This is a genomic window from Streptomyces sp. NBC_00440 (assembly GCF_036014215.1).
Lineage (GTDB): Bacteria > Actinomycetota > Actinomycetes > Streptomycetales > Streptomycetaceae > Streptomyces.
The window spans coordinates 6,728,261-6,751,010 of record NZ_CP107921.1 but is presented as its reverse complement, the minus strand read 5'-3'; the positions used below and the strand labels follow the sequence as shown (position 1 = coordinate 6,751,010).

At 71.5% G+C, this 22,750-nt stretch carries 20 protein-coding genes and 1 pseudogene; 16 read left to right on the top strand and 5 right to left on the bottom strand.

The annotated features are described in order from the left end of the window. Positions 1 to 85: 85 nt before the first annotated feature. From OHB13_RS30050 to OHB13_RS30040, 3 genes and pseudogenes are all read right to left on the bottom strand, one after another. Positions 86 to 2,452 (bottom strand): ATP-binding protein, encoded by a 2,367-nt coding sequence (locus OHB13_RS30050; protein ID WP_328379148.1) that lies wholly within the window; start codon positions 2,450 to 2,452, stop codon positions 86 to 88. 269 nt (positions 2,453 to 2,721) lie between these two features. Continuing rightward, positions 2,722 to 2,826, bottom strand: a pseudogene (locus OHB13_RS30045) (AraC family transcriptional regulator); the annotation flags it as partial. Between the two features lie 78 nt (positions 2,827 to 2,904). Further along, positions 2,905 to 3,081: a hypothetical protein gene (locus OHB13_RS30040; protein WP_266851779.1), complete on the bottom strand. Its 177-nt coding sequence runs from the start codon at positions 3,079 to 3,081 to the stop codon at positions 2,905 to 2,907. 165 nt (positions 3,082 to 3,246) lie between these two features. Between OHB13_RS30040 and OHB13_RS30035 the strand changes: the two genes are divergently transcribed. Next, on the top strand, positions 3,247 to 3,771 hold the full coding sequence (locus OHB13_RS30035; RefSeq protein WP_328379147.1) for a hypothetical protein: 525 nt from the start codon (positions 3,247 to 3,249) through the stop codon (positions 3,769 to 3,771). A 39-nt stretch (positions 3,772 to 3,810) separates the two neighbouring features. On the opposite strand, the gene OHB13_RS30030 is transcribed toward OHB13_RS30035, so the two are convergent. Further along, positions 3,811 to 4,665, bottom strand: a complete 855-nt coding sequence (locus OHB13_RS30030; protein WP_328379146.1) for an alpha/beta fold hydrolase — start codon at positions 4,663 to 4,665, stop codon at positions 3,811 to 3,813. Between the two features lie 90 nt (positions 4,666 to 4,755). Here OHB13_RS30030 and OHB13_RS30025 point away from each other — a divergent pair, with 90 nt between their 5' ends. Further along, positions 4,756 to 5,712, top strand: coding sequence for a LysR family transcriptional regulator (locus tag OHB13_RS30025; protein WP_328380421.1), 957 nt, complete (start codon positions 4,756 to 4,758; stop codon positions 5,710 to 5,712). Between the two features lie 389 nt (positions 5,713 to 6,101). Here OHB13_RS30025 and OHB13_RS30020 read toward each other — a convergent pair whose 3' ends face one another. After that, positions 6,102 to 7,256 (bottom strand): YihY/virulence factor BrkB family protein, encoded by a 1,155-nt coding sequence (locus tag OHB13_RS30020; protein WP_266851787.1) that lies wholly within the window; start codon positions 7,254 to 7,256, stop codon positions 6,102 to 6,104. Between the two features lie 17 nt (positions 7,257 to 7,273). Between OHB13_RS30020 and OHB13_RS30015 the strand changes: the two genes are divergently transcribed. The 14 genes from OHB13_RS30015 (at position 7,274) to OHB13_RS29950 (ending at position 22,749) form a co-directional block, all read left to right on the top strand. Next, on the top strand, positions 7,274 to 8,911 hold the full coding sequence (locus tag OHB13_RS30015; RefSeq protein WP_328379145.1) for an acyl-CoA dehydrogenase family protein: 1,638 nt from the start codon (positions 7,274 to 7,276) through the stop codon (positions 8,909 to 8,911). A 284-nt stretch (positions 8,912 to 9,195) separates the two neighbouring features. After that, a complete protein-coding gene (locus OHB13_RS30010) occupies positions 9,196 to 10,509 on the top strand; it encodes a helix-turn-helix domain-containing protein (protein WP_328379144.1) in 1,314 nt (437 codons plus the stop codon). 39 nt (positions 10,510 to 10,548) lie between these two features. Continuing rightward, positions 10,549 to 13,191, top strand: a complete 2,643-nt coding sequence (locus tag OHB13_RS30005) for a GNAT family N-acetyltransferase (RefSeq protein ID WP_328379143.1) — start codon at positions 10,549 to 10,551, stop codon at positions 13,189 to 13,191. A 33-nt stretch (positions 13,192 to 13,224) separates the two neighbouring features. Further along, positions 13,225 to 13,803, top strand: coding sequence for a GNAT family N-acetyltransferase (locus OHB13_RS30000; RefSeq protein ID WP_328379142.1), 579 nt, complete (start codon positions 13,225 to 13,227; stop codon positions 13,801 to 13,803). A gap of 134 nt (positions 13,804 to 13,937) precedes the next feature. Continuing rightward, on the top strand, positions 13,938 to 14,021 hold the full coding sequence (locus OHB13_RS29995) for a putative leader peptide (protein ID WP_310591794.1): 84 nt from the start codon (positions 13,938 to 13,940) through the stop codon (positions 14,019 to 14,021). Positions 14,022 to 14,195: 174 nt separating this feature from the next. Beyond that, positions 14,196 to 15,893, top strand: coding sequence for a nitrite/sulfite reductase (locus OHB13_RS29990; protein WP_328379141.1), 1,698 nt, complete (start codon positions 14,196 to 14,198; stop codon positions 15,891 to 15,893). Continuing rightward, positions 15,890 to 16,078, top strand: coding sequence for a hypothetical protein (locus OHB13_RS29985; protein ID WP_328379140.1), 189 nt, complete (start codon positions 15,890 to 15,892; stop codon positions 16,076 to 16,078). The genes OHB13_RS29990 and OHB13_RS29985 overlap by 4 nt, the downstream gene beginning before the upstream one ends. Continuing rightward, complete coding sequence (locus OHB13_RS29980) at positions 16,075 to 16,776, top strand: phosphoadenylyl-sulfate reductase (protein WP_328379139.1); 702 nt, start codon at positions 16,075 to 16,077, stop codon at positions 16,774 to 16,776. Before OHB13_RS29985 ends, OHB13_RS29980 begins: the two co-directional genes overlap by 4 nt. Continuing rightward, positions 16,776 to 17,345, top strand: a complete 570-nt coding sequence (gene cysC, locus OHB13_RS29975; RefSeq protein WP_328379138.1) for an adenylyl-sulfate kinase — start codon at positions 16,776 to 16,778, stop codon at positions 17,343 to 17,345. Before OHB13_RS29980 ends, cysC begins: the two co-directional genes overlap by 1 nt. Next, positions 17,342 to 18,277 carry a sulfate adenylyltransferase subunit CysD gene (gene cysD, locus OHB13_RS29970; protein WP_266851804.1) on the top strand — a complete coding sequence of 312 codons (936 nt, stop codon included), beginning with the start codon at positions 17,342 to 17,344 and terminating at the stop codon, positions 18,275 to 18,277. The genes cysC and cysD overlap by 4 nt, the downstream gene beginning before the upstream one ends. Continuing rightward, positions 18,278 to 19,636 carry a sulfate adenylyltransferase subunit 1 gene (locus OHB13_RS29965; protein WP_328379137.1) on the top strand — a complete coding sequence of 453 codons (1,359 nt, stop codon included), beginning with the start codon at positions 18,278 to 18,280 and terminating at the stop codon, positions 19,634 to 19,636. A 246-nt stretch (positions 19,637 to 19,882) separates the two neighbouring features. Then, positions 19,883 to 20,995 carry an aliphatic sulfonate ABC transporter substrate-binding protein gene (locus tag OHB13_RS29960; protein WP_266851807.1) on the top strand — a complete coding sequence of 371 codons (1,113 nt, stop codon included), beginning with the start codon at positions 19,883 to 19,885 and terminating at the stop codon, positions 20,993 to 20,995. Between the two features lie 103 nt (positions 20,996 to 21,098). Then, entirely contained in the window at positions 21,099 to 21,884 is a 786-nt protein-coding gene (locus OHB13_RS29955) for an ABC transporter ATP-binding protein (protein ID WP_266851808.1), read from the top strand. Beyond that, positions 21,871 to 22,749 (top strand): ABC transporter permease, encoded by an 879-nt coding sequence (locus tag OHB13_RS29950; RefSeq protein ID WP_328379136.1) that lies wholly within the window; start codon positions 21,871 to 21,873, stop codon positions 22,747 to 22,749. The genes OHB13_RS29955 and OHB13_RS29950 overlap by 14 nt, the downstream gene beginning before the upstream one ends. The last annotated feature ends 1 nt before the right edge of the window (position 22,750 follow it).

Below are 22,750 nucleotides of genomic sequence, written 5' to 3'. Positions count from 1 at the left end.
TGCTTCCGTACGGAACCGGGCGGGCGGCTACGGCCCGGCCGGAGCCCGGGTGCTGTCCGGTCTGTTTCCGTACGGAACCGGGCGGCTACTGCGGTGGCGCCGCTTCCGTGTCCGTGACCTGGGGCCGCCCCGCCAGTGCCGCGATCTGCGCGCGGGACGAGAAGCCGAGCTTGGCCAGGATGTGTTCGACGTGGGCGTCGGCCGTGCGCTTGGAGATCACCAGCTGTTGGGAGATCTCCCGGTTGGTGAGACCTTCGGAGACCAGCGCGGCGACCTGCCGCTCCCGGCGGGTCAGCATGTCGCCCGGTGCCGAGTCCAGCTGCCGGGGCAGCAGGGTGGCCGGGCTGTCGGCGTCCATGAGCGCCAGCTCGACGGCCCGGTCCAGCGGGAGTTCGGCACCCTGCGCGAACAGCCGGGCGAACTCCGTGTCCCCCAGCTCGGCGCGGACGGCCCGCTCCACCCGTGCGTGGTCGTCCAGATACACCGCGGCGCCCATCATCGGGGAGCCGACCTTGCGCCACAGCGCCCCGGCGGCACCGAGGAGCCAGGCCGCCCTGCTGGGGCTGGCCAGTTCGGCAGCCCCCCAGGCAAGCAGTTCCAGGCTGTTCGCCGCGCCGAACATCTCCCGGACCTCGCGGCTGCGGTGCAGACCGGAGCGGGCCAGCGCCACACACTCCGCGGGCTCCCCACGTCCCCAGGCCGCCATGGCCTCGATGACCAGGATCTGGCCCTTGATGATGCATTCGCCGCTCTCGTCGCCGAGCAGCAGCAGCGCCTTCTCGCACTCCTCGACCGCTGCGTCCGAGTCGCGCAGCACCGCGTGCATATAGCCCTTCTGGTAGTGGAAGACGACCAGGCTCAGCCGGTCGTTGATGCGGTGCTGGCGGTCCAGCGCCTCGTCGAGAAGCCGCTGTCCCGTCTCGGGGTCGCCGAGGAGCCAGCGGACGCCGCCGGTGTAGCCGGTGGCGAGGGCGAGATCGAGTTCCGATCCCGCCTGCCCTGCCACCTCCCTGGTCGCCTCGAATCCGGCGAGTGCCGGTTCGAGATCGCCCTGCACCAGGGCGAGGAGGCTGCGCCAGAGCATCGCGAGCGCCCGTTCGGGGCAGGGCTCGGGGTCGGCGTCGATGCCCTTGCCCAGCCAGTAGCGGCCCTCCTTGGAGAGCCCGGCCGTCAGCCAGAACGGCCAGAGCCTCGCGGCCATCTCCAGGCCGGGCCTGATGCCGTCGGGCCGGGAGAGCGAGTAGTCGAGTGCGCTCCGCAGATCGGCGAGATCGCGGTACAACTCCCAGTAGAGCGGGACCTGTTCGGACGTCAGTACGGTCTCGTAGAAGTGCTGGACCCGGGCCAGATAGTGGGTGCGGTGGCGGGCGCGGCAGCGTTCCTGCTCATCGCCCAGAGCCGCGCAGCGGTCCGCTCCGTACTCCCTGATGGTGTCGAGCAGCCGGTAGCGGGAGCCGGTGTCGCCGCCCCGCACCACCCGCAGCACCACCGACTTGTCGACCAGGCCGACGAGGTGCTCAAGGATCTCGTCGCGCGGCAGCCCGGCGCCCGAGCAGACCTCTTCGACGGCCGCCAGGTCGAACGGCCCGGCGAACACCGACAGCCGCGCCCAGAGCAGCCGTTCCTCGGCCGAGCACAGGTCGTGGCTCCAGTCGATCGCGGTGCTCAGCGTCTGATGACGGGGCAGCACGGCGCTGCGCCGGCCACCGGTGAGCAGCCGGAAGCGGTGTTCGAGCCGGGCGGTCAGCTGGTCCAGCGGGATGGCTCTGAGCCGTACGGTGGCCAGCTCGATGGCGAGCGGAATGCCGTCCAGACGGCGGCAGAGCGCCAGCACGTCCTGGTGGTTGCCCGCGTTGATGCGGAAGCCGGGCACCACCGCCGCAGCCCGCTGTTCGAAGAGTGTCGCCGCGTCGTCGCAGGCCAGCGGCGGTACGTGCAGGGTGTGTTCACCCGGGACGTCCAGCGGCTGCCGGCTGGTGGCCAGCACCGTCACGCCGGGTGCCTCGCGCAGCACCAGGTCGGCGAGGAACGCGCAGGCGTCGAGATGGTGTTCGCAGGTGTCCAGGACGAGCAGCAGCCGGCGTTCCTGGAGGTGCTCCATGACGACGTCCAGCACGAGCCGCCCGGACTGCTCGGCCAGCCCCAGCGCGCTCGCCACTGCCTGGGGCAGCAGTTCGGGGTCGTGCAGCGGGGAGAGCTCGGTCAGGACGACGCCGTCCGTGTAGTTCCCCTTGAGGGTCAGTGCGGCGCGCAGCGCCAGCCGGCTCTTACCCACTCCGCCGGGGCCGACGAGGGTCACCAGTCTCGCCCGCGCCACCAGCTCCCGGATCCGGTCGAGTTCCGCGGAGCGGCCGACGAATCCGGTGACTTCCACGGGCAGTTCGCCGGTGCGCCGGCTGTAACCGAGTGCCATACCGCCCCCGCCGCGCTTCCTGAACGTCTCTGCGTACACCGCGCGTCTCTGTCGCGCACCTCAGCGTACGGGGTGCGCCACGGTCAGTGACACCGGACGACCGGCAGAGCCACCGGACGAGCGACCCCGGCGGGCCGGGCGGGAACATTCCGTAAGGGCCTTCCCAAGCCTTTCCCCAAGGCCGTAAAAGGCCGTAACCGGCGGCCCCGCGGACGGTTGCCCCGGGTACGACGCCGCGCGGTCCGGGGCGGGGATGGCGCCCTCGCCCCGGGACGGCGTACGGACCGCCCACGGGGCCGGGGCACGTCCGGTCCGTAGCCGAAGGCGTCCAGCGAACGGCGGTGCAGCCGGCGGGCGCCGAGCCCGACCGCGTCCGCGGTGGCGGCGACCGACCACCCGGCGCCGAGATGCGCGGCGACGGCGATCAGGCCGGGCTTGCCGTACGGACCACCCCTCGCAGGCCCTGGCCCGGTGAGCCGGCTGAGCCCGGGTCAGGCGGTGCCTGCTGTCACCTTCGACGCCGCGGCCAGGCAGGCCAGCACCAGGGGCCGCGCGTCGTCCCGGCGGGCGGCCACCGCCGGCCGGGACGGGGAGATGCCACGGACCGGCACGGCGGTCACCTCGTCGCGGACGACCAGCGGGGCGTTGCCGCCGGCCAGCAGGGCCACGCCCTGGCCGTTGGCGACCGCCTCGTGGGTCTCCTCGGCGCTGGCCGGGGGTGACCGGGTTCAGGGCTTCATCACGCCGACTGCGTATCCTGATTTCTGCTTTCGCTCGGGTTCCGCTCGGATTTCACTCGAAGGCATATCGGCGAGCACACGAGGAGCAAGCGGATGGCGCGAAGGATCAACGGCCGGCCCCGCAGCGTGTTCGGCCTCGGCGTTGCGGCGGCTGTTCTGGCTGCGGTGTCGGGGTGCGGCGGTTCAGTATCCGCTCCGAAGGCCGCGGCAACTCATTCGGCCACTGCGCCGGGCTCGTCCGCGGCGACGACACCACCACCGGCCGCCACGCCCAGTGCGGTGACGTCGGCGAAGTCCGCTGTGGTGTATGGCTGCGACCAGAAGCCGGTCGCTTCGCCCGCGGACTTCACTCTCGCCTGCGGTGACGGCGAGGTGGGTCTCAAGGACCTGGTCTGGTCGGACTGGGGGCGGCCGACAGCCGTCGCCAAGGGAAAGTACCTGGCTGTGAGCTGCGTGCCGTCCTGCGCGCAGGGCACCGAGGTCCCCTACCCGGCCAAGGTGACCGTCAGCGGCCTGAGTCACGGCAGTTACACGGTGCTGCACATCAGCGCGCCCCGGGCTCCGAGCCCTGCCCCCGCATACCGGCTCGACGCCCAGGGCCCGGTCGAGACGCACTGACCGAGTGCTCGCACGATGGGCTCATGAACCGACCGCCGGTCACCGGACCAGGGCCTCGGCGAGTTCCCGCGGCCGGGCGGCGAACGGGCTGTGGCTGCCCGGCAGGGTGTGGACGGTAAACGGTTCGCCCGGCATGGCCCGGTCGGCCTCGGCGATCATCAGGTCCTGTGCGGCCGGCGCCAGCGCCCGGTCCTGCGCGCAGCGCAGGAAGGTGCGTGGGATGCGGCCCCACCGCGCCGCGGTCACGGTGACCGGGGTTGTCGGGATGGCCAGTGGCAGGTCGGGGCTGAGCGCGGAGCGCCAGCGGTCGAAGCGGCCGGCCGGCGTGTCGTGGTAGTGGGTCTGCCGTAGCTCCTCGACGTAAGCGGGGTCCGGCGAGAGCGGGTTGATGCGTACGGCGCCCAGTGCCCCGGGATCACCGAGGTTGAGGCTCTGTCCTTGTGCGGTGGCGTTCTCGGGGGTGCTGAGGTAGTCGAAGAACCGGGGGCGGCCGGCGGGGACGAACGCGGAGAGGTAGACGATGCGGTCGACCAGCTCGGGGGCGCGCTCCGCGGCCAGCGACGCGGGTCCGCCGCCCGCGCTGTGGGCGACGAGCACGACACGGCCGTAGCGGCGGACCCGGCGCAGCGTGTCCAGGACGGCATCGGCGCAGTCGTCCATCGTCACGGCGGCGAGCTGCGACTTCTCGGTCAGCAGACCCGGCTGACCGGGCAGCAGGTACCCGCTGGGCAGGGGGACATCGAAGCCGTGCCCGGGCATGTCGACAGCCAGGCTCGCGGCACCGAGACCGGCGAGTGCGCGCTGCGTCGCCGCCCACTGCCATGAGCCGTGCCAGGCGCCGTGGACGAGGACCAGGACGGTGTCGTTCACTTCGGTGTTCGGGGAGGTCGTCATGGCCGCCATCCCAGTCGGCGACGGCCGCTTCATCCAGCAGAAGATATGGCACGCTGGGTGGCGATACTTTTCGTGTATGAAGGGGTGGTCATGGAGGCGCGGCATCTGCGGTACGCGCTCACCCTCGCCGAGCACGGACACTTCGGCCGGGCGGCCCACGCGCTGGGCATCGCGCAGCCCCCGCTCTCGAAACAGATCGCCGACCTGGAGCGCGAAATGGGAGCCCGGCTGTTCGACCGCACGCGCCAGGGCGTGTTCCCGACTGCGGCGGGCCAGGCGTTCCTCGCCCGGGCGCGGCGGGCTCTGGAGGAAATGACAGCGGCCACAGTGGACGCCGGCCGGGCCGCGCGCGGCGAGACGGGGCGGCTGCGCCTGGGGTTCATCGCCTCCGCGTTGCTCAACCCGCTGCCGGACGTCCTGAGCCGGTTCGGCCGCGAACGTCCCGATGTCAGGCTGGAGTTGCACGAGATGGCGTCCAGCCGCAGCGCCGCCACCCTCATCTCGGGCGAACTGGATGTGGCCGTCACCCTCGGACCGCCACGGGGCGCCGGGGCCGAGCACCTGGTGTCCGTCCCGGTCGGGCACGACCACCTGATCGCCGTCGTCAGCAGCACGCACCCCTACGCAGGTCAGACGTCGGTGAGCGTGGACCAGGTGCGGCGGCAACCGCTGATCGTGGCCGCCGGGGAGGACGAGCCCGCGGTGATCGCCGGGCTGCGCACCCTGTTGGGCGACGACGCGGTGGACGGCGCGTCCGTCGCCAGGGACGTGCACACGATCATCGGCCTGGCCGCCTGTGGGGTCGGCGTGGGCCTCGGGCCCTCCCGCATGCTGTCGGCCCCGCGCCCGGGCACCCGGTTCTGCGAGGTGACCCCGCGCACGGCACTGCCCGAACTGATCCTGTCCTTCAACGGCCAGGACCGCTCCCCCGTGCTGGGCGCTTTCCTCGACACCGTCCGCCGGAACTGTCCCGACGTCGGTGCCGCGCTCGACCGGCGGTCGGGCCACGCATGGAGACCGGATTCGGTTCCGTCAGCCGCCCCCTGAACCATGGTTGTGCTCTGCACGATGAGGGGACCGGAGTGCTGCCGAAGTCCGAGGTCGGTCTGCACGCGGCGATCCGCCGTGATTCGCACCAACGGTGAAGCGGATCTTCGAGCTGCTGCTGGCTGATCACCGAGGCGGGGCCGTTTCACGGCGGGCGGCGGAGAGGTCATCCATCATTTCTCCGCGGTGGTGAGGGCCCGCGCGCGATGGCGGCTGACCGAGGCGGCGGCTCACAAGCCGATCGGTGCGCCTGGTGGGCACCTGACGCCGTCCATTGGAGAGTTCCCGGGGCGCGGAGGGTTGGCGAAGGCGGTCCGGTCCGGGCTCGGTGGCCGTCGGGCTCGGCAGCTGTCGGGTTCCGTGGCTGCCGGGCGCGTGCCTGTCCGCCGTCAGTCCTGGTCCGGGGTGGAGCGTCTGTCCTCGGGCTTCTTCGTACGCAGCCGGGCCGTGACGTCCTCGGGGGGCAGGAATTTCGACCAGCGCTCGGGGAATTCGGACGGCATGTCCGACTCTTCGTCGTCGGCCTCGGGGGCTCCGGCACCCGGGTGGTCCGCGGTGTGCGCTCCGCCCTCCGGGCGGGCGGTCTGCTGGAGCCGGAGCCGCTCGTTCGCCGCGCGTGCCGCCGCGGTGGCCACCGAGGGCCAGATCCGGTCGATCGCGGCGTTGACCGCGGCGCCGACCAGGACGGAGAAGGCCGAGACCCCGATCCACAGCAGCACCGCGACCGGCGCGGCCAGTGAACCGTAGATCGTCGGTCCCTCGACCGTGCTCGTGAGGTAGATACGCAGCAGCAGACTTCCCAGGAACCCCATGCCCAGCGCCACCAGGGCCCCCGGCACATCCTCGACCCAGGGCGAGCGCACCGGTACGGACACGTGGTAGAGCGTGGTGAGGAAGGCGATCGACAGCAGGATGACGACCGGCCAGTACAGGACCGAGATGACCTGTTCGGCGCCGGGCACGAACTGCACGACCCGGTCGGGGCCCGCGACCGCGAGGGGCAGCACCACCGCCCCGATCACCAGCGCGACGACGTACAGCACGATGGAGAGCAGCCGGGTCATGACAATGCCGCGCCGGCCGTCGAGCCCGTACATCACCGTGATCGTGTCGATGAAGACGTTCACCGCCCGCGATCCGGACCACAGGGCGAAGGCGAAGCCGATGGAGACGACATCGGGGCGCTTGCCGTGCGTGACGTTCTCCAGGAGCGGCTCGGCGAAGTCGTGGACGCCCCGGTCGGAGAGGACGGTGCTCGCCGCGTGCAGGATGTTCTTCTCCAGGCTGGCGACGGTGTGTGTGTCGGTCCAGCCGTCGACGTAGCCGAGCAGGGCGATCAGACTGAGCAGCAGCGGCGGCAGCGAGAGCAGCGTGAAGAACGCCGCCTCGGCCGCGAGCCCCAGGATCCGGTACTCCATGCACGAGTTGACGGTGTCCTTGAGGAGCAGCCACGCCATTCTGCGTTTGGAGACGTTTCGATAGAGGGCTCTGGCCCGACGGAGCAGACCCGGATGCTGCTCCCCTGTTTCATTTGCTGCCTGCACCTCCATACCGTAGCCCCATGGCACCGAGCACTCACACAGTGACCAACCAGCCTCCGCCGCTGGTGGGACATGACGTCTTCACGACCGACCGGGTCCTGGCCGAGGCCGTGGACCGGCATACCGCGCCGGAACTCGTCGACGGCGTACGGGCGGAGCTGACTCTGCTGGGCCACAGCGCCGGGTCCTCGCAGGCGCGCGAGTGGGGGTTCCAGGCGAACGAGAACCCGCCGCGGCTGCGGACCCACGACCGGTACGGGCACCGGATCGACGAGGTCGAGTTCCATCCGGCCTGGCACCGGCTGCTCGGCAAGGCCGTGTCGGCCGGGCTGACGGACGCCTGGGGCCGGCCGGCCGGGCATGTGCGGCGTGCGGCCGGGTTCCTGGTGTGGTCGCAGGTCGAGGCGGGGCACAGCTGCCCGGTGTCGATGACCCATGCGGCGGTGCCCGCGCTGCGCGCCTATCCCGCGCTCGCCGCCGAGTGGGAGCCGCGGCTCACCTCGCACGTGTACGAACGTGAGCTGGGGGCTCCTGGCCGGAAGCCGGGGGCGCTGTTCGGCATGGCGATGACGGAGAAGCAGGGCGGCAGCGACGTCCGCGCCAACACGACCGCCGCGGTACCGGCCGCGGGCGACGACGGCGCGTATCTGCTCACCGGGCACAAGTGGTTCTGCTCGGCGCCGATGTCCGACGGCTTCCTGGTGCTGGCGCAGGCACCGGACGGGCCGACCTGCTTCCTGGTGCCCCGGGTACTGGCGGACGGGACGCGCAACGTCTTCGCGATCCAGCGGCTCAAGGACAAGCTCGGCAACCGGTCCAACGCGTCGGCGGAGGTCGAGTTCGACGGGACCTGGGCGCGCCGGGTGGGCGATGAGGGCCGGGGGGTGCGCACCATCATCGAGATGGTGGCGGCGACCCGGCTGGACTGCGCGATCGGCTCCGCCGCGCTGATGCGGCAGGCGGTGGCGCAGGCGGTGCACCACGCCACGTACCGCAGGGCGTTCGGCGGGGAGCTGATCGACAAGCCGCTGATGCGCAACGTCCTGGCCGATCTGGCGCTGGAGTCGGAGGCGGCGACGACGCTGGCGATGCGGCTGGCCGCCGCGTACGACAGCGACACGGAGGAGGAGCGGGCGTTCCTCCGGCTCGCGGTGCCGGCCGCCAAGTACTGGGTGACGAAACGCTGTACGCCGGTGGTGGCGGAGGCTCTCGAATGCCTGGGCGGCAACGGCTACGTGGAGGAGTCGGGGCTGCCCCGGCTGCTGCGCGAGTCGCCGCTCAACTCCATCTGGGAAGGCTCGGGGAACGTACAGGCGCTGGACGTGCTGCGGGCGCTCCAGCGCGAGCCGCAGGCGCTCAACGCGTTCCTCCAGGAGGTGGGCCGGGCGCGCGGCGCCGACCACCGGCTGGACCGGGCGATCAGGGACCTGCTGACCGAACTCGCCGATCTGGACGGCATCGAGGCCCGTGCGCGCCGGGTCGCCGAGCGCATCGCGCTGGTGCTCCAGGGCTCGCTGCTGGTGCGCTGGGCGCCGCCGGAGGTCGCCGACGCGTTCTGCGCATCGCGGCTGGGCGGTGACTGGGGTACGGCGTTCGGCACCCTGCCGCACACGTTGGATCTGGGGTCGGTCGTCGACCGGGCACGCGCCGGCGGCTGAGGTCCTGTCCGGCCGGGGCACCGGCCGGCGGCGCGGGGCAGCACCGGGGGGGCCAGCCGGGGCTGATGCTGCGCCGACACGGCATCTCCCCGGCTGGGCAGCCCCCACCTTCGTACAACCGGCTGTGGTTGCGCCAGGGTTGCAGACGGTTGCACAAGGTTCTGTCGACTCCGGTGTGCCGCACCCCTCCGGGATGCACCATGGGGCACCGCATCAACCGGGCCGGCTCGACCGGACCGGCCGGCCCATCAGTCCGACGTCGTGGATCACATTCAGGAGTACCCATGAGGACCGGAGCCTTCAACGCGGCCGGCCCCCCGGCCCGGCACACCCGGGAGAGCGCCCGCACCCTGCACGGCATACGTGAGGCGACGCTCTCCGGGGACCGTCCGGAGGTCGCGCCGCGCCCCGTCATCGGTGCGTCGTGGCAGCGGATGCTCCGGATCGGCCTCGACCCGGAGCGGGACACCAGCAGTGTGCTGCTGGGCGCGGAGGAGCTGGAGCACCGGCGCAGATCCACCGTGCTCGGTGAGCTGCTGCCGACGCTCAGCAGCGGACTCGCCTCGGTCGCCGACGCGTCGATGCAGGTCATGGTGGTCACCGACGGAGACGGCCGGGTGCTGTGGCGGGAGGGCAACCGGGCCGTCCTGCGCCGGGCCGACGGCATATGGCTGCAGGAGGGCGCCGCCTGGAGCGAGGGCTCCACCGGCACCAACGCGGTCGGCACCGTCCTGGCGACCGGCCAGACCGTCCAGGTGCACTCCGCCGAGCACTTCGTCCGTACGCTGCAGGAGTGGACCTGCGCCGCCGCGCCCGTCCAGGATCCGCGCGACGGGCGGCTGCTCGGGGTCATCGACGTCAGCGGCCCCGACTCCACCTTCCATCCGGCGATGCTCGCGCTGGTGGACTCGGTGGCCCGGCTGGCGGCGGCGGAGCTGCGGGACCGGCATCTCGACTCCGTCGAACGGCTGCGGTCGGTGGCCGCGCCGATCCTGAGCAGGGTGGGCGGCCGGGCTCTGGTGGTGGACGCGCACGGCTGGCCCGCCGCGGTGACCGGGATGCCGCCGGCCGGGCGGCTGGCACTGGCCAAGTCCTTCGGCCCGGGGCGGGTCTGGCTGCCCTCGCTCGGGATGTGCTCGGTGGAGCCGCTGCCCGGGGGCTGGCTGATCCGGCCGGACGAGGAGAGGCCCGGGGTGCGACAGCCGGCCGAGGGGGCGGCGGTGAGCCGCGTCGTACTCGATCTGAGCGGGCGCAGGCGCTGGTCGGTGACCGTGTCGGGAGCGTCCGGCAGCTGGACCCAGGATCTGACGCCCCGCCACGCGGAGCTGCTGTATGTGCTGAGCCTGCACCGCGAGGGCCGCACCGCGGCCGAGCTGGCGGACGACCTGTTCGGCGACGCGACCCGGACAGTGACCGTGCGCGCGGAGATATCGCGGGTGCGCCGCGGTCTCGCCGAGGTGCTGGCGCACCGCCCGTACCGGTTCGCCGAAGGGGTCGAGGTGGAGGTGACCTGCCCGGACGACCCGGCGGAGCTGCTTCCGTACTCGACAGCGCCCGCCGTGCGCCGGTCGGTTCCGCAGCCGGGAATTGCCTCCTGACCAGGCATGTATTAGCTTAGGTGAGCCTAACCTAATGGAATGGGGGCAAGGGTGAGTGCCGAACTGCACCGCGACCACTGGGGCATTCCGCATCTGCGGGCGGACAGCGCGCAGGCCCTGGCCCACGCGCAGGGCCGCAACGCGGCGACGGACCGCGCCTGGCAGCTGGAGACCGAGCGGCACCGGGCGCAGGGAACGAGCGCCGCCTTCCTGGGCCCCGAGGCCGTCGCCTGGGACAGCTTCGCCCGGCAGGTCAGGCTGGCGGACACCGCCAGACGCTGTTACGCGCACCTCGACCCGGACACCGCCGAGTGGGTCCGCTCGTACACCGACGGCGTCAACGCCGGGCTGGCCGAAGGGGCCCGGAACGCGACGGAGTTCACCACCGCCCGTCTGGAGCCGGGCAGCTGGCAGCCGTGGACGCCGCTGGCGGTCTGGCTGTCCACCCACATCCTCTTCGCCGGGTTCCCCGCCAAGCTGTGGCGCGAGGAAGCGGCCGCCGCGCTGGGCGACCGGGCCATCGGCCTCTTCGCGACCGACGGCCCCCACACCTCGGGCAGCAACGGCTGGCTGGTCACCGGGGAACGCACCGCGAGCGGCGCGCCGATCCTCGCGGGCGACCCGCACCGCTTCATCGAGGCGCCGGGCATCTACCAGCAGATCCACCTGGCCTGCCCGGAGTTCGACGTGGCGGGCCTCGCCGTGCCGGGCGTTCCCGGCATCGCGCACTTCGGGCACGCGTCGACGGTGGCCTGGTCGATCACCAACGCCATGGCCGACTATCAGGACCTCTACCGGGAGCGTCTGCGGCGCACCGGCGCGGGCGTGGAGGCGTACGGCCCGGACGGCTGGGAGCCCGCCCTGTCGCACACCGAGACCATCGAGGTGGCGGGCGGCGAGCCGGTCGTGGTGGAGGTGACCGAGACCGCACGCGGCCCGGTCATCGCCGGCGGCCCGGACTCCCCTTCGGCGATCAGCCTCCGGTATCCCCCGCGGGTCACCGGTGAACTCGGCTTCGAAGCACTGCCGTTGCTGCTGCGGGCCCGCACGGTCACCGATGTGGACCGGGCTTTCGACCGGTGGGCCGAGCCCGTCAACGTCGTCCAGGCCGCTGACACCCGGGGCGGTCTGCTGCACCGGGTCGCCGGGGCCGTTCCGGTCCGCGACCGGGAGAACGGGCTGCGTGTCGTCCCCGCCTGGGAAGCGCGGTACGCCTGGCGCGGTACGCGTGCGCCGCTGCCGCGCGAGGCGGTCGACGGGGCGGCGGCCGACGGGATGGCGGTGATGGCCAATCAGCGGGAGCTGGCCGCCCCGCTCGGGGTCGAGTTCGCTCCCCCGCACCGGGCCCGGCGGATACGGCAGTTGCTGGCCGGGACGGAGAACTGGTCGGCGCCGGACATGGCGGCGGTGCACATGGACACCCAACTGCCCCTGGAGCAGTCCCTGCTCGACCTGCTGGACGGGCTCGACGAGCCGGGTCCCGCTGCGGCCGCGCTGCGGGAGCGGCTGGCCGGCTGGGACCGCAGGATGGACGCCGGGAGCACGGAGGCCGCCGCGTACGCCGCGCTCCGTGCGGTCGTGGTGCGGCGGCTGGCCGGACACCCGGCGCTCGCCGCGCTGGCCGGGCCCGAGGTGGCCGGGAAATATCCGGAGGTCTTCCGCCCCTGGCTGGCCCTGGTCACCCGGGTCGCCTTCGCGCTGGACGGCCTGCTCACGTCGGAGCTGCTGCCGGAGACCGAACGGGCGGCGGTCGTCCGGGCGGCGGCCGAGGAGACCGCGCCGCCGGACGTCCCGTGGGGCGAACTGCACCGGCTCGCCCCGTGGCAGGCACTGCCCGACGAGCCGGGCGGCCCGTCGGGACCACCGCCCGGCGGGTGGCCCGGCCTCTCCGGCGACCACGACTGCGTCCTGTCCACCTCCAGCGTCCCCGGACTCACCCATCGCACCGGCCGGGCCTCCGCCGCCCGCTACGTCTGGGATCTGGCCCGGCGCGACGACAGCCTCTGGGCGGTCCCGCTCGGGGCGTCCGGCGTGGCCGGCGATCCCCACCGGCTCGATCAGCTGCCGCTGTGGGTACGCGGCGGGCTCGTCCCGGTGATCACCGACTGGAACCAGCTGAGGAGCTCCATGACCACCGTGCACGAGCAGCGGATCGACGGATTCGGGACCGTCCGGATCAGCCCGGTCGACCCGCGGCGGGACAGCGCCCTGATCCACAGCTGGGTCAGCCAGGAGCGGGCCCGCTTCTGGGGCATGGGCGACGCGAGCCCCGAGGACGTCCTGGAGACATACGAGTACGTCGACTCGCTGACCACGCACCACGCCTATCTGCTGTACCGCGACGGCGTACCCGCGGCGCTCTTCCAGAGCTACGAGCCGGAGGCCGACCCGGTGGGCGACTGCTACGACGTCCAGCCCGGCGATCACGGAATCCATCTGCTGATCGGCCCCGCCGACGGCAGGCCCGAGCACGGCTTCACCACCACGCTGCTGAGCGTCTTCCTGCGCTTCGTCCTCGCGGACCCTTCCCGGCAGCGCATCGTCGTCGAACCGGACGCCCGCAACCAGAAGGTGATCGACCGGCTGACGGGCTTCGGCTTCGAACTCGGTCCGGAGATCGACAAACCGGAGAAGCGGGCCCGGCTGGCGTTTCTGCGCCGGGGGTCCGCGGGGCTGCTGTGAGCCACCGCGCCGCCGCGTGATTCGCTGGCCCTCATGAAGAGCGAGCGCACCGTCACCGTGACCACCTGGTATCTGGAGCAGACCTCCCCGGCCGATCTGCGCCCGGCCGCCGAGCCCGGCGGCGACATCCGGATCGTCCGGGCCGAGGTCCCCTCGCCCGAGTTCAGCCGGTACCTCTACGCCTCCGTGGGCGGGGACATCCGCTGGACGGACCGGCTCTCGATGTCGTACGCCCAGTGGCAGGAGGTGCTTGCCCGGCCGGGCACCGAGACCTGGGTGGCGTACGACCGGGGCACTCCGGCCGGATACGTGGAACTGTGCGCGCACGACGACGGGGCCGTGGAGATCATGTACTTCGGGCTGATCCCTGCCTTCCGGGGGAGGCGGATCGGCGGCCACCTGCTCACCTACGGCATCCGGCGGGCCTGGGACCTCGCCGACCGCGCCCCCGGGCGGGCGGCGACCGAGCGGGTCTGGGTGCACACCTGCAGCAAGGACGGCGCCCACGCGATGGACAACTACCTGAGCCGGGGCTTCCGCCTCTTCAACACCGAGACCGGGGAAGAGCCGGACGTCGAGACGCCGGGCCCGTGGCCGGGTGCGGGCGCCTGAGCCCGCACCGCATGACACCCACCGCGTGAGCCCCACCGCGTGACGGACACCACATATTCCACGATGCGAGACTATCTCGTCCAGATAGTGGATAGTAGTGGACTGGCGCGAGATCGTCGTGACACGCTTCCGTCATGTCTGGAACTGGAATTGCCTTGGTGAGTCGACGCCACGTCGATCTCGGCCGCATGTCCAGCGCCATCTGTCCGGCGCGCTGATCTCCACCAGCCACGCCGTTTTCCCGCCGTCCCCGTCGTAGCGGACGAGCGAAGCCCCCCGCTGGGGTCCTGCAATCCCACCGCCACCGTGCCCTGCCCTGAACCGGCAGGTCACAGGGGTCCCTTCAGCTTGATCAACCGCCCCCTTGAGCCGCCACAGAAGGACGAAGCATCATGGCCGCCAGCCCTGGAACGCCCCCGCCAGCCACGCCCCGACGCAAGGCAAGCCGTCACCGTGGCGAAGGCCAGTGGGCCAAGGGCCACTTCACCCCGCTGAACGGCAATGAGCAGACCAAGAAGGACGACGACGGTCTCAATGTGCGGACACGCATTGAGACGATCTACGCCAAGCGCGGATTCGACTCCATCGACGGCGGCGATCTGCGCGGCCGGATGCGCTGGTGGGGTCTCTACACCCAGCGCGAGCAAGGGATCGACGGCGGCAAGACCGCGATCCTGGAGCCGGAGGAGCTGGACGCCGAGTTCTTCATGATGCGGGTGCGCATCGACGGCGGCCGCCTCACCACCGAGCAGTTGCGCGTCATAGGTGAGATCTCGCAGGAGTTCGCACGCGGCACCGCGGACCTCACCGACCGGCAGAACATCCAGTTCCACTGGATCCGGATCGAGGACGTCCCGGAGATCTGGCGGCGCCTGGAGGCGGTCGGCCTGTCGACCACCGAGGCGTGCGGTGACACCCCCCGTACGATCCTCGGCTCCCCGGTGGCGGGCGTCGCCGAGAACGAGATCATCGACGGCACCTGGGCCATCGACGAGATCCAGCGCCGCTTCATCGGCAACCCCGCGTTCTCCAACCTGCCGCGGAAGTTCAAGACCGCGATCTCCGGCTCCCCGCAGCTCGATGTGGCGCACGAGATCAACGACATCGCGTTCGTCGGTGTCGACCACCCCGACCACGGCCCGGGTTTCGACCTGTGGGTCGGCGGCGGGCTCTCCACCAACCCGAAGCTCGGTGTCCGGCTCGGCGCCTGGGTGCCGCTGGACGAGGTGCCCGACGTCTTCGAGGGCGTCATCTCGATCTTCCGGGACTACGGCTACCGCCGGCTGCGCACCCGCGCCCGGCTGAAGTTCCTCGTCGCCGACTGGGGCCCGGAGAAGTTCCGGCAGATCCTGGAGGACGAGTACCTCCAGCGGAAGCTGACCGACGGCCCCGCTCCCGAGCAGCCCGCCGACGTGTGGCGTGACCACCTCGGAGTGCACAAGCAGCAGGACGGCCGCTTCTACGTGGGGTTCGCGCCCCGCGTCGGACGGGTCGACGGCACGACCCTGACGAAGATCGCCGAGGTCGCCGAGGCACACGGCTCCGCTCGGCTGCGGACCACCGCCGAGCAGAAGATGATCGTGCTGGACATCGCGGAGTCGCAGGTCGACTCGGTGGTCTCCGCTCTCGAAGCGCTCGACCTCAAGGTCAACGCCTCGCCGTTCCGGCGCTCGACGATGGCCTGCACCGGCATCGAGTACTGCAAGCTCGCGATCGTCGAGACCAAGGCGCGCGGCGCCCTGCTCATCGACGAACTGGAGCGCCGCATCCCGGAGTTCGACGAGCCGATCACCATCAACATCAACGGCTGCCCCAACGCCTGCGCCCGTATCCAGGTCGCCGACATCGGCCTCAAGGGCCAGCTGGTGCTGGACGGCGAGGGCAACCAGGTCGAGGGCTTCCAGGTGCACCTGGGCGGCGCGCTGGGCCTCGATGCGGGATTCGGCCGCAAGGTCCGCGGGCTGAAGGTCACCGCGGCCGAACTGCCCGACTACGTCGAGCGGGTACTGAAGAACTTCCAGGCCGAGCGCGAGGACGGCGAGCGGTTCGCGACCTGGGCCGCGCGCGCGGACGCGGAGTCCCTCTCATGACCGAGCGGGCGGCGCCCTTCTTCTGCCCGTACTGCGGCGACGAGGACCTGCGCCCCAACGAAACAGGGCACGGCGCCTGGGAATGCGCGGCGTGCAACCGCGCATTCCAGCTGAAGTTCCTCGGGCTGCTGGCCCGCGGGCTCCAGCACCACTCGACCAACAGCGTTGAAGGCGACGGGATATGACCGGCACTCTGGAGACCGAAGATCCGAAGACCCTCGCCGAGCGCGCGGGCCGCGAACTGGAGGACGCGTCGCCCCTGGAGATCCTCACCTGGGCGGCCGGCACCTTCGGCAAGCGCTTCTGTGTGACCTCCTCCATGGAGGACGCGGTAGTCGCCCACCTGGCCTCCCGCGCCTTCCCCGGGGTTGATGTCGTCTTCCTCGACACCGGCTACCACTTCCCCGAGACCATCGGCACCCGCGACGCGGTGGAGGCCGTGATGGACGTCAACGTCATCACGCTGCTGCCCTGGCAGACCGTCGCCGAGCAGGACGCCGAGTACGGCCCGGAGCTGCACGACCGGGACCCCGACCTGTGCTGCGCACTGCGCAAGGTCAAACCCCTGGAGGACGGGCTCAGGAACTACTCGGCCTGGGCGACAGGACTGCGCCGCGACGAGTCCCCCACCCGGGCGAACACCCCCGTCGTCGGCTGGGACGAGAAGCGGCAGAAGACCAAGATCTCGCCGATCGCCCGCTGGACGCAGGACGACGTGGAGGCGTACGTCGCCGAGCACGGCGTCCTCACCAACCCGCTGCTGATGGACGGATACCCCTCCATCGGCTGCGCACCGTGCACCCGGCGGGTCGCGGAGGGCGAGGACGCCCGCGCCGGCCGCTGGGCCGGCCGGAACAAGACCGAGTGCGGGCTGCACGGCTGATGACGAAGGATCAGGAGAACGAGATGACGACGGACCAGGGAGCCACTGTCTGGCTCACCGGTCTGCCGAGCGCGGGCAAGACCACCATCGCCCACGAACTCGCGGACGCCCTCCGCGGCGAGGGCCACCGGGTGGAGGTGCTCGACGGCGACGAGATCCGCGAGTTCCTCTCGGCGGGCCTCGGCTTCAGCCGCGAGGACCGGCACACCAACGTCCAGCGGATCGGCTTCGTCGCCGAACTGCTGGCGTCCAACGGCGTGAAGGCGCTGGTGCCGGTCATCGCGCCGTACGCCGACAGCCGCGACGCCGTACGCAAGCGGCACGCGAGCACCGGCACCGCGTATCTGGAGGTGCATGTCGCGACCCCGGTCGAGGTGTGCTCCGTACGCGATGTGAAGGGCCTGTACGCCAAGCAGGCGGCGGGCGAGATCTCCGGTCTCACCGGGGTGGACGACCCCTACGAGGCGCCGGAGACCCCGGACCTGCGCATCGAGTCGCACACCCAGACCGTGCAGGAGTCCGCAGCCGCGCTGCACGCGCTGCTCACCGAGAGGGGCCTGGCCCGATGACGACCGCCGCCACTGTCACCGAAGGTACCGACAGCCCGTTCGCCCTGAGCCACCTGGACGCCCTGGAGTCCGAGGCCGTTCATATCTTCCGCGAGGTCGCGGGCGAGTTCGAGCGGCCGGTGATCCTCTTCTCCGGCGGCAAGGACTCCATCCTCATGCTGCATCTGGCGCTGAAGGCCTTCGCCCCGGCCGCCGTGCCGTTCTCGCTGCTGCACGTCGACACCGGGCACAACTTCCCCGAGGTGCTTGCCTACCGCGACCGGGTGGTGGCCGAGCACGGGCTGCGGCTCCATGTGGCCTCCGTCCAGGAGTACATCGACGCCGGGAAGCTGCGCGAGCGGCCCGACGGGCTGCGCAACCCGCTCCAGACCGTCCCGCTGACCGAGGGCATCCAGCAGCACCGCTTCGACGCGGTGTTCGGCGGCGGACGCCGCGACGAGGAGAAGGCGCGCGCCAAGGAGCGGGTGTTCTCGCTGCGGGACGAGTTCTCCCAGTGGGACCCGCGCCGCCAGCGCCCCGAACTGTGGCAGCTCTACAACGGCCGCCACGCGCCCGGCGAGCACGTCCGGGTCTTCCCGCTCTCCAACTGGACCGAGCTGGACGTCTGGCAGTACATCGAGCGGGAGCAGATCGCCCTCCCGGAGATCTACTTCGCGCACGAGCGTGAGGTGTTCAAGCGGTCCGGCATGTGGCTGACCCCCGGTGAGTGGGGCGGGCCCAAGGACACCGAGACCGTCGAGACCCGGCTGGTGCGCTACCGCACCGTCGGCGACATGTCCTGCACCGGCGCCGTCGACTCCGACGCCACCACGCTCGACGCCGTGATCACCGAGATCGCCGCCTCCCGGCTGACCGAGCGGGGCGCTACCCGCGCCGACGACAAGATGTCCGAGGCCGCGATGGAAGACCGCAAGCGCGAGGGGTACTTCTAAATGACCACGTCAACCAACCCGTCGGCCGAGCAGTTGTCGGCCACCACGCTGCTGCGCTTCGCCACCGCGGGCTCCGTCGACGACGGCAAGTCCACCCTGGTGGGACGGCTGCTGCACGACTCCAAGTCGATCTTCACGGATCAGCTGGAGGCCGTCGAGCAGGCGTCGATAGGCCGGGGCCAGGAGACCCCCGACCTGGCCCTGCTCACCGACGGGCTGCGCGCCGAGCGCGAGCAGGGCATCACCATCGATGTCGCGTACCGCTACTTCGCCACGCCCCGGCGCCGGTTCATCCTCGCGGACACCCCGGGCCATGTGCAGTACACCCGGAACATGGTGACCGGCGCCTCCACCGCCGAGCTCGCCGTGGTGCTGGTCGACGCCCGCAACGGCGTGGTCGAGCAGACCCGCCGCCACGCCGCCGTCGCCGCGCTGCTGCGGGTGCCGCATGTGGTGCTCGCCGTGAACAAGATGGACCTGGTCGACTACGCCGAGCCGGTGTTCGCCGCCATCGCCGAGGAGTTCACCGCGTACGCGGCCTCGCTCGGTGTCCCGGAGATCACCGCGATCCCGATCTCCGCGCTGGCCGGTGACAATGTGGTGGAGCCCTCCGCCCACATGGACTGGTACGGCGGCCCGACCGTCCTGGAACACCTGGAGACGGTCCCCGCCAGCCATGACCTCACCGGCTGCAAGGCGCGCTTCCCCGTCCAGTACGTCATCCGCCCGCAGACCGCCGAGCACCCCGACTACCGGGGATACGCGGGCCAGATCGCCTCGGGCGCGCTGCGGGTCGGCGAGGCCGTTACGGTGCTGCCGTCGGGCCGTACGTCGACGATCGCCGGCATCGACGTACTGGGGCAGAGCGCGGACATCGCCTGGGCCCCGCAGTCGGTGACCGTGCGGCTCACCGACGACCTGGACATCTCGCGCGGCGATCTGATCGCACCGACCGCGCACGCCCCGGCGCCGACCCAGGACGTCCTGGCGACGGTCTGCCATGTGGCCGACTCGGCGCTTTCGGTGGGCCAGCGGGTACTGCTCAAGCACACCACCCGCACGGTCAAGGCGATCGTCAAGGACATCCCGTCCCGGCTGACCCTGGACGATCTGTCGCAGCACCCGGCGCCCGGTCAGCTGGTCGCCAACGACATCGGCCGGGTCGTCATCCGCACCGCCGAGCCGCTGGCGCTCGACGCGTACGCGGACTCCCGGCGCACCGGCTCGTTCCTGCTGATCGACCCGGCCGACGGCACCACGCTGGCCGCCGGGATGGCGGGCGACGCCTTCGCCGCCACGGCGCGGACCGCGGCGGAGACGGACGGGACCGCACCGGACGAGACCGGGTGGGACTTCTAGCCATGGCTCTTTACGTCCTGGACATCTACGCCACCTTCGCCAAGGAGGGCGGCCGGATCGGCAGCGGCGCCCTCGGCAGCGGTCAGGGCGGGGTCGGGCGATGTGCGTGAAGGCGTACGCGCACTGCCTGCGCGCCCGGACGCACCACTCGCCGCGCCCGACCCGGCGAAGACCTGGAAAACCAGCCGTCCGCCCGGCGGTGTCCTGAGGGACGCCCGCACCGGGCCATCGAGAGGAAACCCTCCCGTGCCTGCCACTCTCCCCCTGCGCCGCGGCCTCGCGGTTGCCGCCGCCCTCCCGCTGCTGGCCGTGGCGCTCAGCGCCTGCGGCTACGGATCGGCCAAGGCCAAGGACGACCAGGGCACGTCCCAGGTCGCGGCGGGGGCCAAGAAGCTCTCCGCCGACTCGGTGAAGATCGGCTACTTCCCGAACCTCACCCATGCCACCGCGCTGGTCGGCGACCAGCAGGGGATATTCCAGAAGGAGCTGGGCGGGACCCGGCTCAAGGCGTCCACCTTCAACGCGGGGCCCTCCGAGATCGAGGCGCTCAACTCCGGCTCGATCGACATCGGCTGGATCGGCCCGTCCCCGGCGATCAACGCGTACACGAAGTCCCAGGGCAAGAGCCTGCGCATCATCGGCGGCTCCGCGTCCGGTGGCGTCAAACTGGTGGTCAACCCGAAGAAGATCAAGACCCTGGACGACGTCAAGGGCAAGAAGATCGCCACCCCGCAGCTCGGCAACACCCAGGACGTCGCGTTCCTCAACTGGATCGCCGGCAAGGGGTGGAAGACCAATGCCACCAGCGGCAAGGGCGATGTCTCCGTTGTCCGCACGGACAACAGCGTGACCCCGGACGCGTACGCCTCCGGCTCCATCGACGGTGCCTGGGTCCCGGAGCCGACCGCGTCCAAGCTGGTGGCGCAGGGTGGCAAGGTGCTGCTCGACGAGAGCGACCTGTGGCCGCAGAAGAAGTTCGTGATCACGAACATGGTGGTGTCGCAGAAGTTCCTCAAGGAGCACCCGGACGTCGTCGAGGCCGTGCTGCGCGGTTCGGTGAAGACCAACGCCTGGATCAAGGCCCACCCGGACGCGGCGAAGGCGTCGGCCAACGCCGCGCTGAAGAAGCTGTCCGGCAAGGCGCTGCCGGCCAATGTGCTCGACCCCGCGTGGAAGTCGATCCAGACCACGGACGACCCGCTCGCGTCGACACTCAGCGCGGAGGCGGACCACGCGGTCAAGGCCGGTCTGCTGGAGAAGCCCGACCTCAAGGGCATCTACGACCTGCGACCGCTCAACAAGGTCCTGAAGGCCGCCGGACAGCCGGCTGTCCCCGACGCCGGTCTCGGCGTCAAGTAGCCCCGGATCCGGACCCGTTGATCCGGACCCGGATCCCGCTGACCCAGCGCCCCATTGATCCAGACCCCGTTGATCCAGACCCCGTTCCCAGGAGGTGACGACCATGGCCACAGCACTCGCCAAGGCCGACGACCGGACCGCGGTGACACACGCGGCCCGTATCGGCCACGTCTCGAAGTCCTTCGGCGGACCCGCCGGGCAGCTCGTCCTCGACGACATCACCCTCGACGTCGCGCCGGGCGAGTTCGTCACGCTCCTGGGGGCGTCCGGCTGCGGGAAGTCCACCCTGCTCAATCTGGTGGCCGGACTCGACGCGCCGTCTTCGGGGACCATCACCACCCCGGGCGGCCGGCCCGCGCTGATGTTCCAGGAGCACGCGCTGTTCCCGTGGCTGACCGCGGGCAAGAACATCGAACTGGCTCTGCGGCTGCGGGGCGTGCCCAAGGCCGACCGGCGGGACGAGGCGGAGCGGCTGCTCGCTCTCGTACGGCTGGAGGGCGCGTACGCCAAGCGGGTGCACGAGCTGTCCGGCGGGATGCGCCAGCGGGTGGCGCTGGCGCGCGCGCTGGCCCAGGACAGCCAACTGCTGCTGATGGACGAGCCGTTCGCGGCGCTCGACGCCATCACCCGCGATGTGCTGCACGACGAACTGACCCGGATCTGGCGCGAGACGAGCGTCTCGGTCCTCTTCGTCACCCACAACGTGCGCGAGGCGGTGCGGCTCGCCGAGCGGGTGGTGCTGCTCTCCTCGCGGCCGGGCCGGGTGGCGCGCGAGTGGGCGGTGGACATACCGCATCCGCGCCGGATCGAGGACTCCGCGGTCGCGGAGCTCTCGGTGGAGATCACTGAACAACTGCGTGGGGAGATCCGCCGACATGGCCAACACTGACATCAGGACGGACGAGCTGGCCGGCCTGGAAGCGGGCCTGGACGCGCTCGACACCGTACGGGTGGACCGGGTCCCGGTCCGCCAGGTGCTGGTGGGGAAGGTACTGCCGCCCGCCGTGGCGGTGGTGCTGGTGCTGGTCGTCTGGCAGATCCTGATCTGGGCGAAGGTCACCGACAGCTACAAGCTGCCCTCGCCCGCCCAGGTGTGGGGCGAGGTGACCGACGCCTGGGCGCAGGGCACCCTGCTCGGCTACATCTGGACGAGCGTCTCGCGCGGTCTGCTGGGCTTCCTGCTGGCGCTCGTGATCGGCACCCCGCTGGGTCTGCTCGTGGCGCGGGTGAAGTTCGTCCGCGCGGCGATCGGCCCGATCCTCTCGGGCCTCCAGTCCCTGCCGTCCGTCGCCTGGGTGCCGCCCGCGGTGATCTGGCTGGGGCTCAACGACACGATGATGTACGCGGTGATCCTGCTGGGCGCGGTCCCCTCGATCGCGAACGGTCTCGTCTCCGGCATCGACCAGGTCCCGCCGCTCTATCTGCGGGCGGGCCGTACCCTCGGCGCGTCGGGTCTGCGCGGCACCTGGCATGTGGTGCTGCCCGCCTCGCTGCCCGGATATCTGGCAGGCCTGAAGCAGGGCTGGGCGTTCTCCTGGCGCTCGCTGATGGCCGCGGAGATCATCGCGTCCTCGCCCGATCTGGGCGTGGGGCTCGGCCAGTTGCTGGAGCAGGGCCGGGAGACCAGCAGCATGTCGATGGTCTTCCTGGCCATCTTCCTGATCCTCATCGTCGGTATCGCCATCGACCTGCTCATCTTCAGCCCGCTGGAGCGGCGCGTGCTGCGCAGCCGCGGTCTGCTGGTCAGGAGCTGAA

What these genes read in the sequence shown, in the direction of transcription:
- OHB13_RS29985 (WP_328379140.1), top strand. Translation starts at nt 15,890, where the DNA reads ATGACCGAGCGGGCGGCGCCCTTCTTCTGCCCGTACTGCGGCGACGAG.
- OHB13_RS29965 (WP_328379137.1), top strand. Translation starts at nt 18,278, where the DNA reads ATGACCACGTCAACCAACCCGTCGGCCGAGCAGTTGTCGGCCACCACG.
- OHB13_RS30010 (WP_328379144.1), top strand. Translation starts at nt 9,196, where the DNA reads ATGAGGACCGGAGCCTTCAACGCGGCCGGCCCCCCGGCCCGGCACACC.
- OHB13_RS30000 (WP_328379142.1), top strand. Translation starts at nt 13,225, where the DNA reads ATGAAGAGCGAGCGCACCGTCACCGTGACCACCTGGTATCTGGAGCAG.
- cysC (WP_328379138.1), top strand. Translation starts at nt 16,776, where the DNA reads ATGACGAAGGATCAGGAGAACGAGATGACGACGGACCAGGGAGCCACT.
- OHB13_RS30005 (WP_328379143.1), top strand. Translation starts at nt 10,549, where the DNA reads ATGGGGGCAAGGGTGAGTGCCGAACTGCACCGCGACCACTGGGGCATT.
- OHB13_RS30035 (WP_328379147.1), top strand. Translation starts at nt 3,247, where the DNA reads ATGGCGCGAAGGATCAACGGCCGGCCCCGCAGCGTGTTCGGCCTCGGC.
- OHB13_RS29980 (WP_328379139.1), top strand. Translation starts at nt 16,075, where the DNA reads ATGACCGGCACTCTGGAGACCGAAGATCCGAAGACCCTCGCCGAGCGC.
- OHB13_RS29990 (WP_328379141.1), top strand. Translation starts at nt 14,196, where the DNA reads ATGGCCGCCAGCCCTGGAACGCCCCCGCCAGCCACGCCCCGACGCAAG.
- cysD (WP_266851804.1), top strand. Translation starts at nt 17,342, where the DNA reads ATGACGACCGCCGCCACTGTCACCGAAGGTACCGACAGCCCGTTCGCC.
- OHB13_RS30015 (WP_328379145.1), top strand. Translation starts at nt 7,274, where the DNA reads ATGGCACCGAGCACTCACACAGTGACCAACCAGCCTCCGCCGCTGGTG.
- OHB13_RS29950 (WP_328379136.1), top strand. Translation starts at nt 21,871, where the DNA reads ATGGCCAACACTGACATCAGGACGGACGAGCTGGCCGGCCTGGAAGCG.
- OHB13_RS30025 (WP_328380421.1), top strand. Translation starts at nt 4,756, where the DNA reads ATGGAGGCGCGGCATCTGCGGTACGCGCTCACCCTCGCCGAGCACGGA.
- OHB13_RS29955 (WP_266851808.1), top strand. Translation starts at nt 21,099, where the DNA reads ATGGCCACAGCACTCGCCAAGGCCGACGACCGGACCGCGGTGACACAC.
- OHB13_RS29995 (WP_310591794.1), top strand. Translation starts at nt 13,938, where the DNA reads ATGTCTGGAACTGGAATTGCCTTGGTGAGTCGACGCCACGTCGATCTC.
- OHB13_RS30030 (WP_328379146.1), bottom strand. Translation starts at nt 4,665, where the DNA reads ATGACGACCTCCCCGAACACCGAAGTGAACGACACCGTCCTGGTCCTC.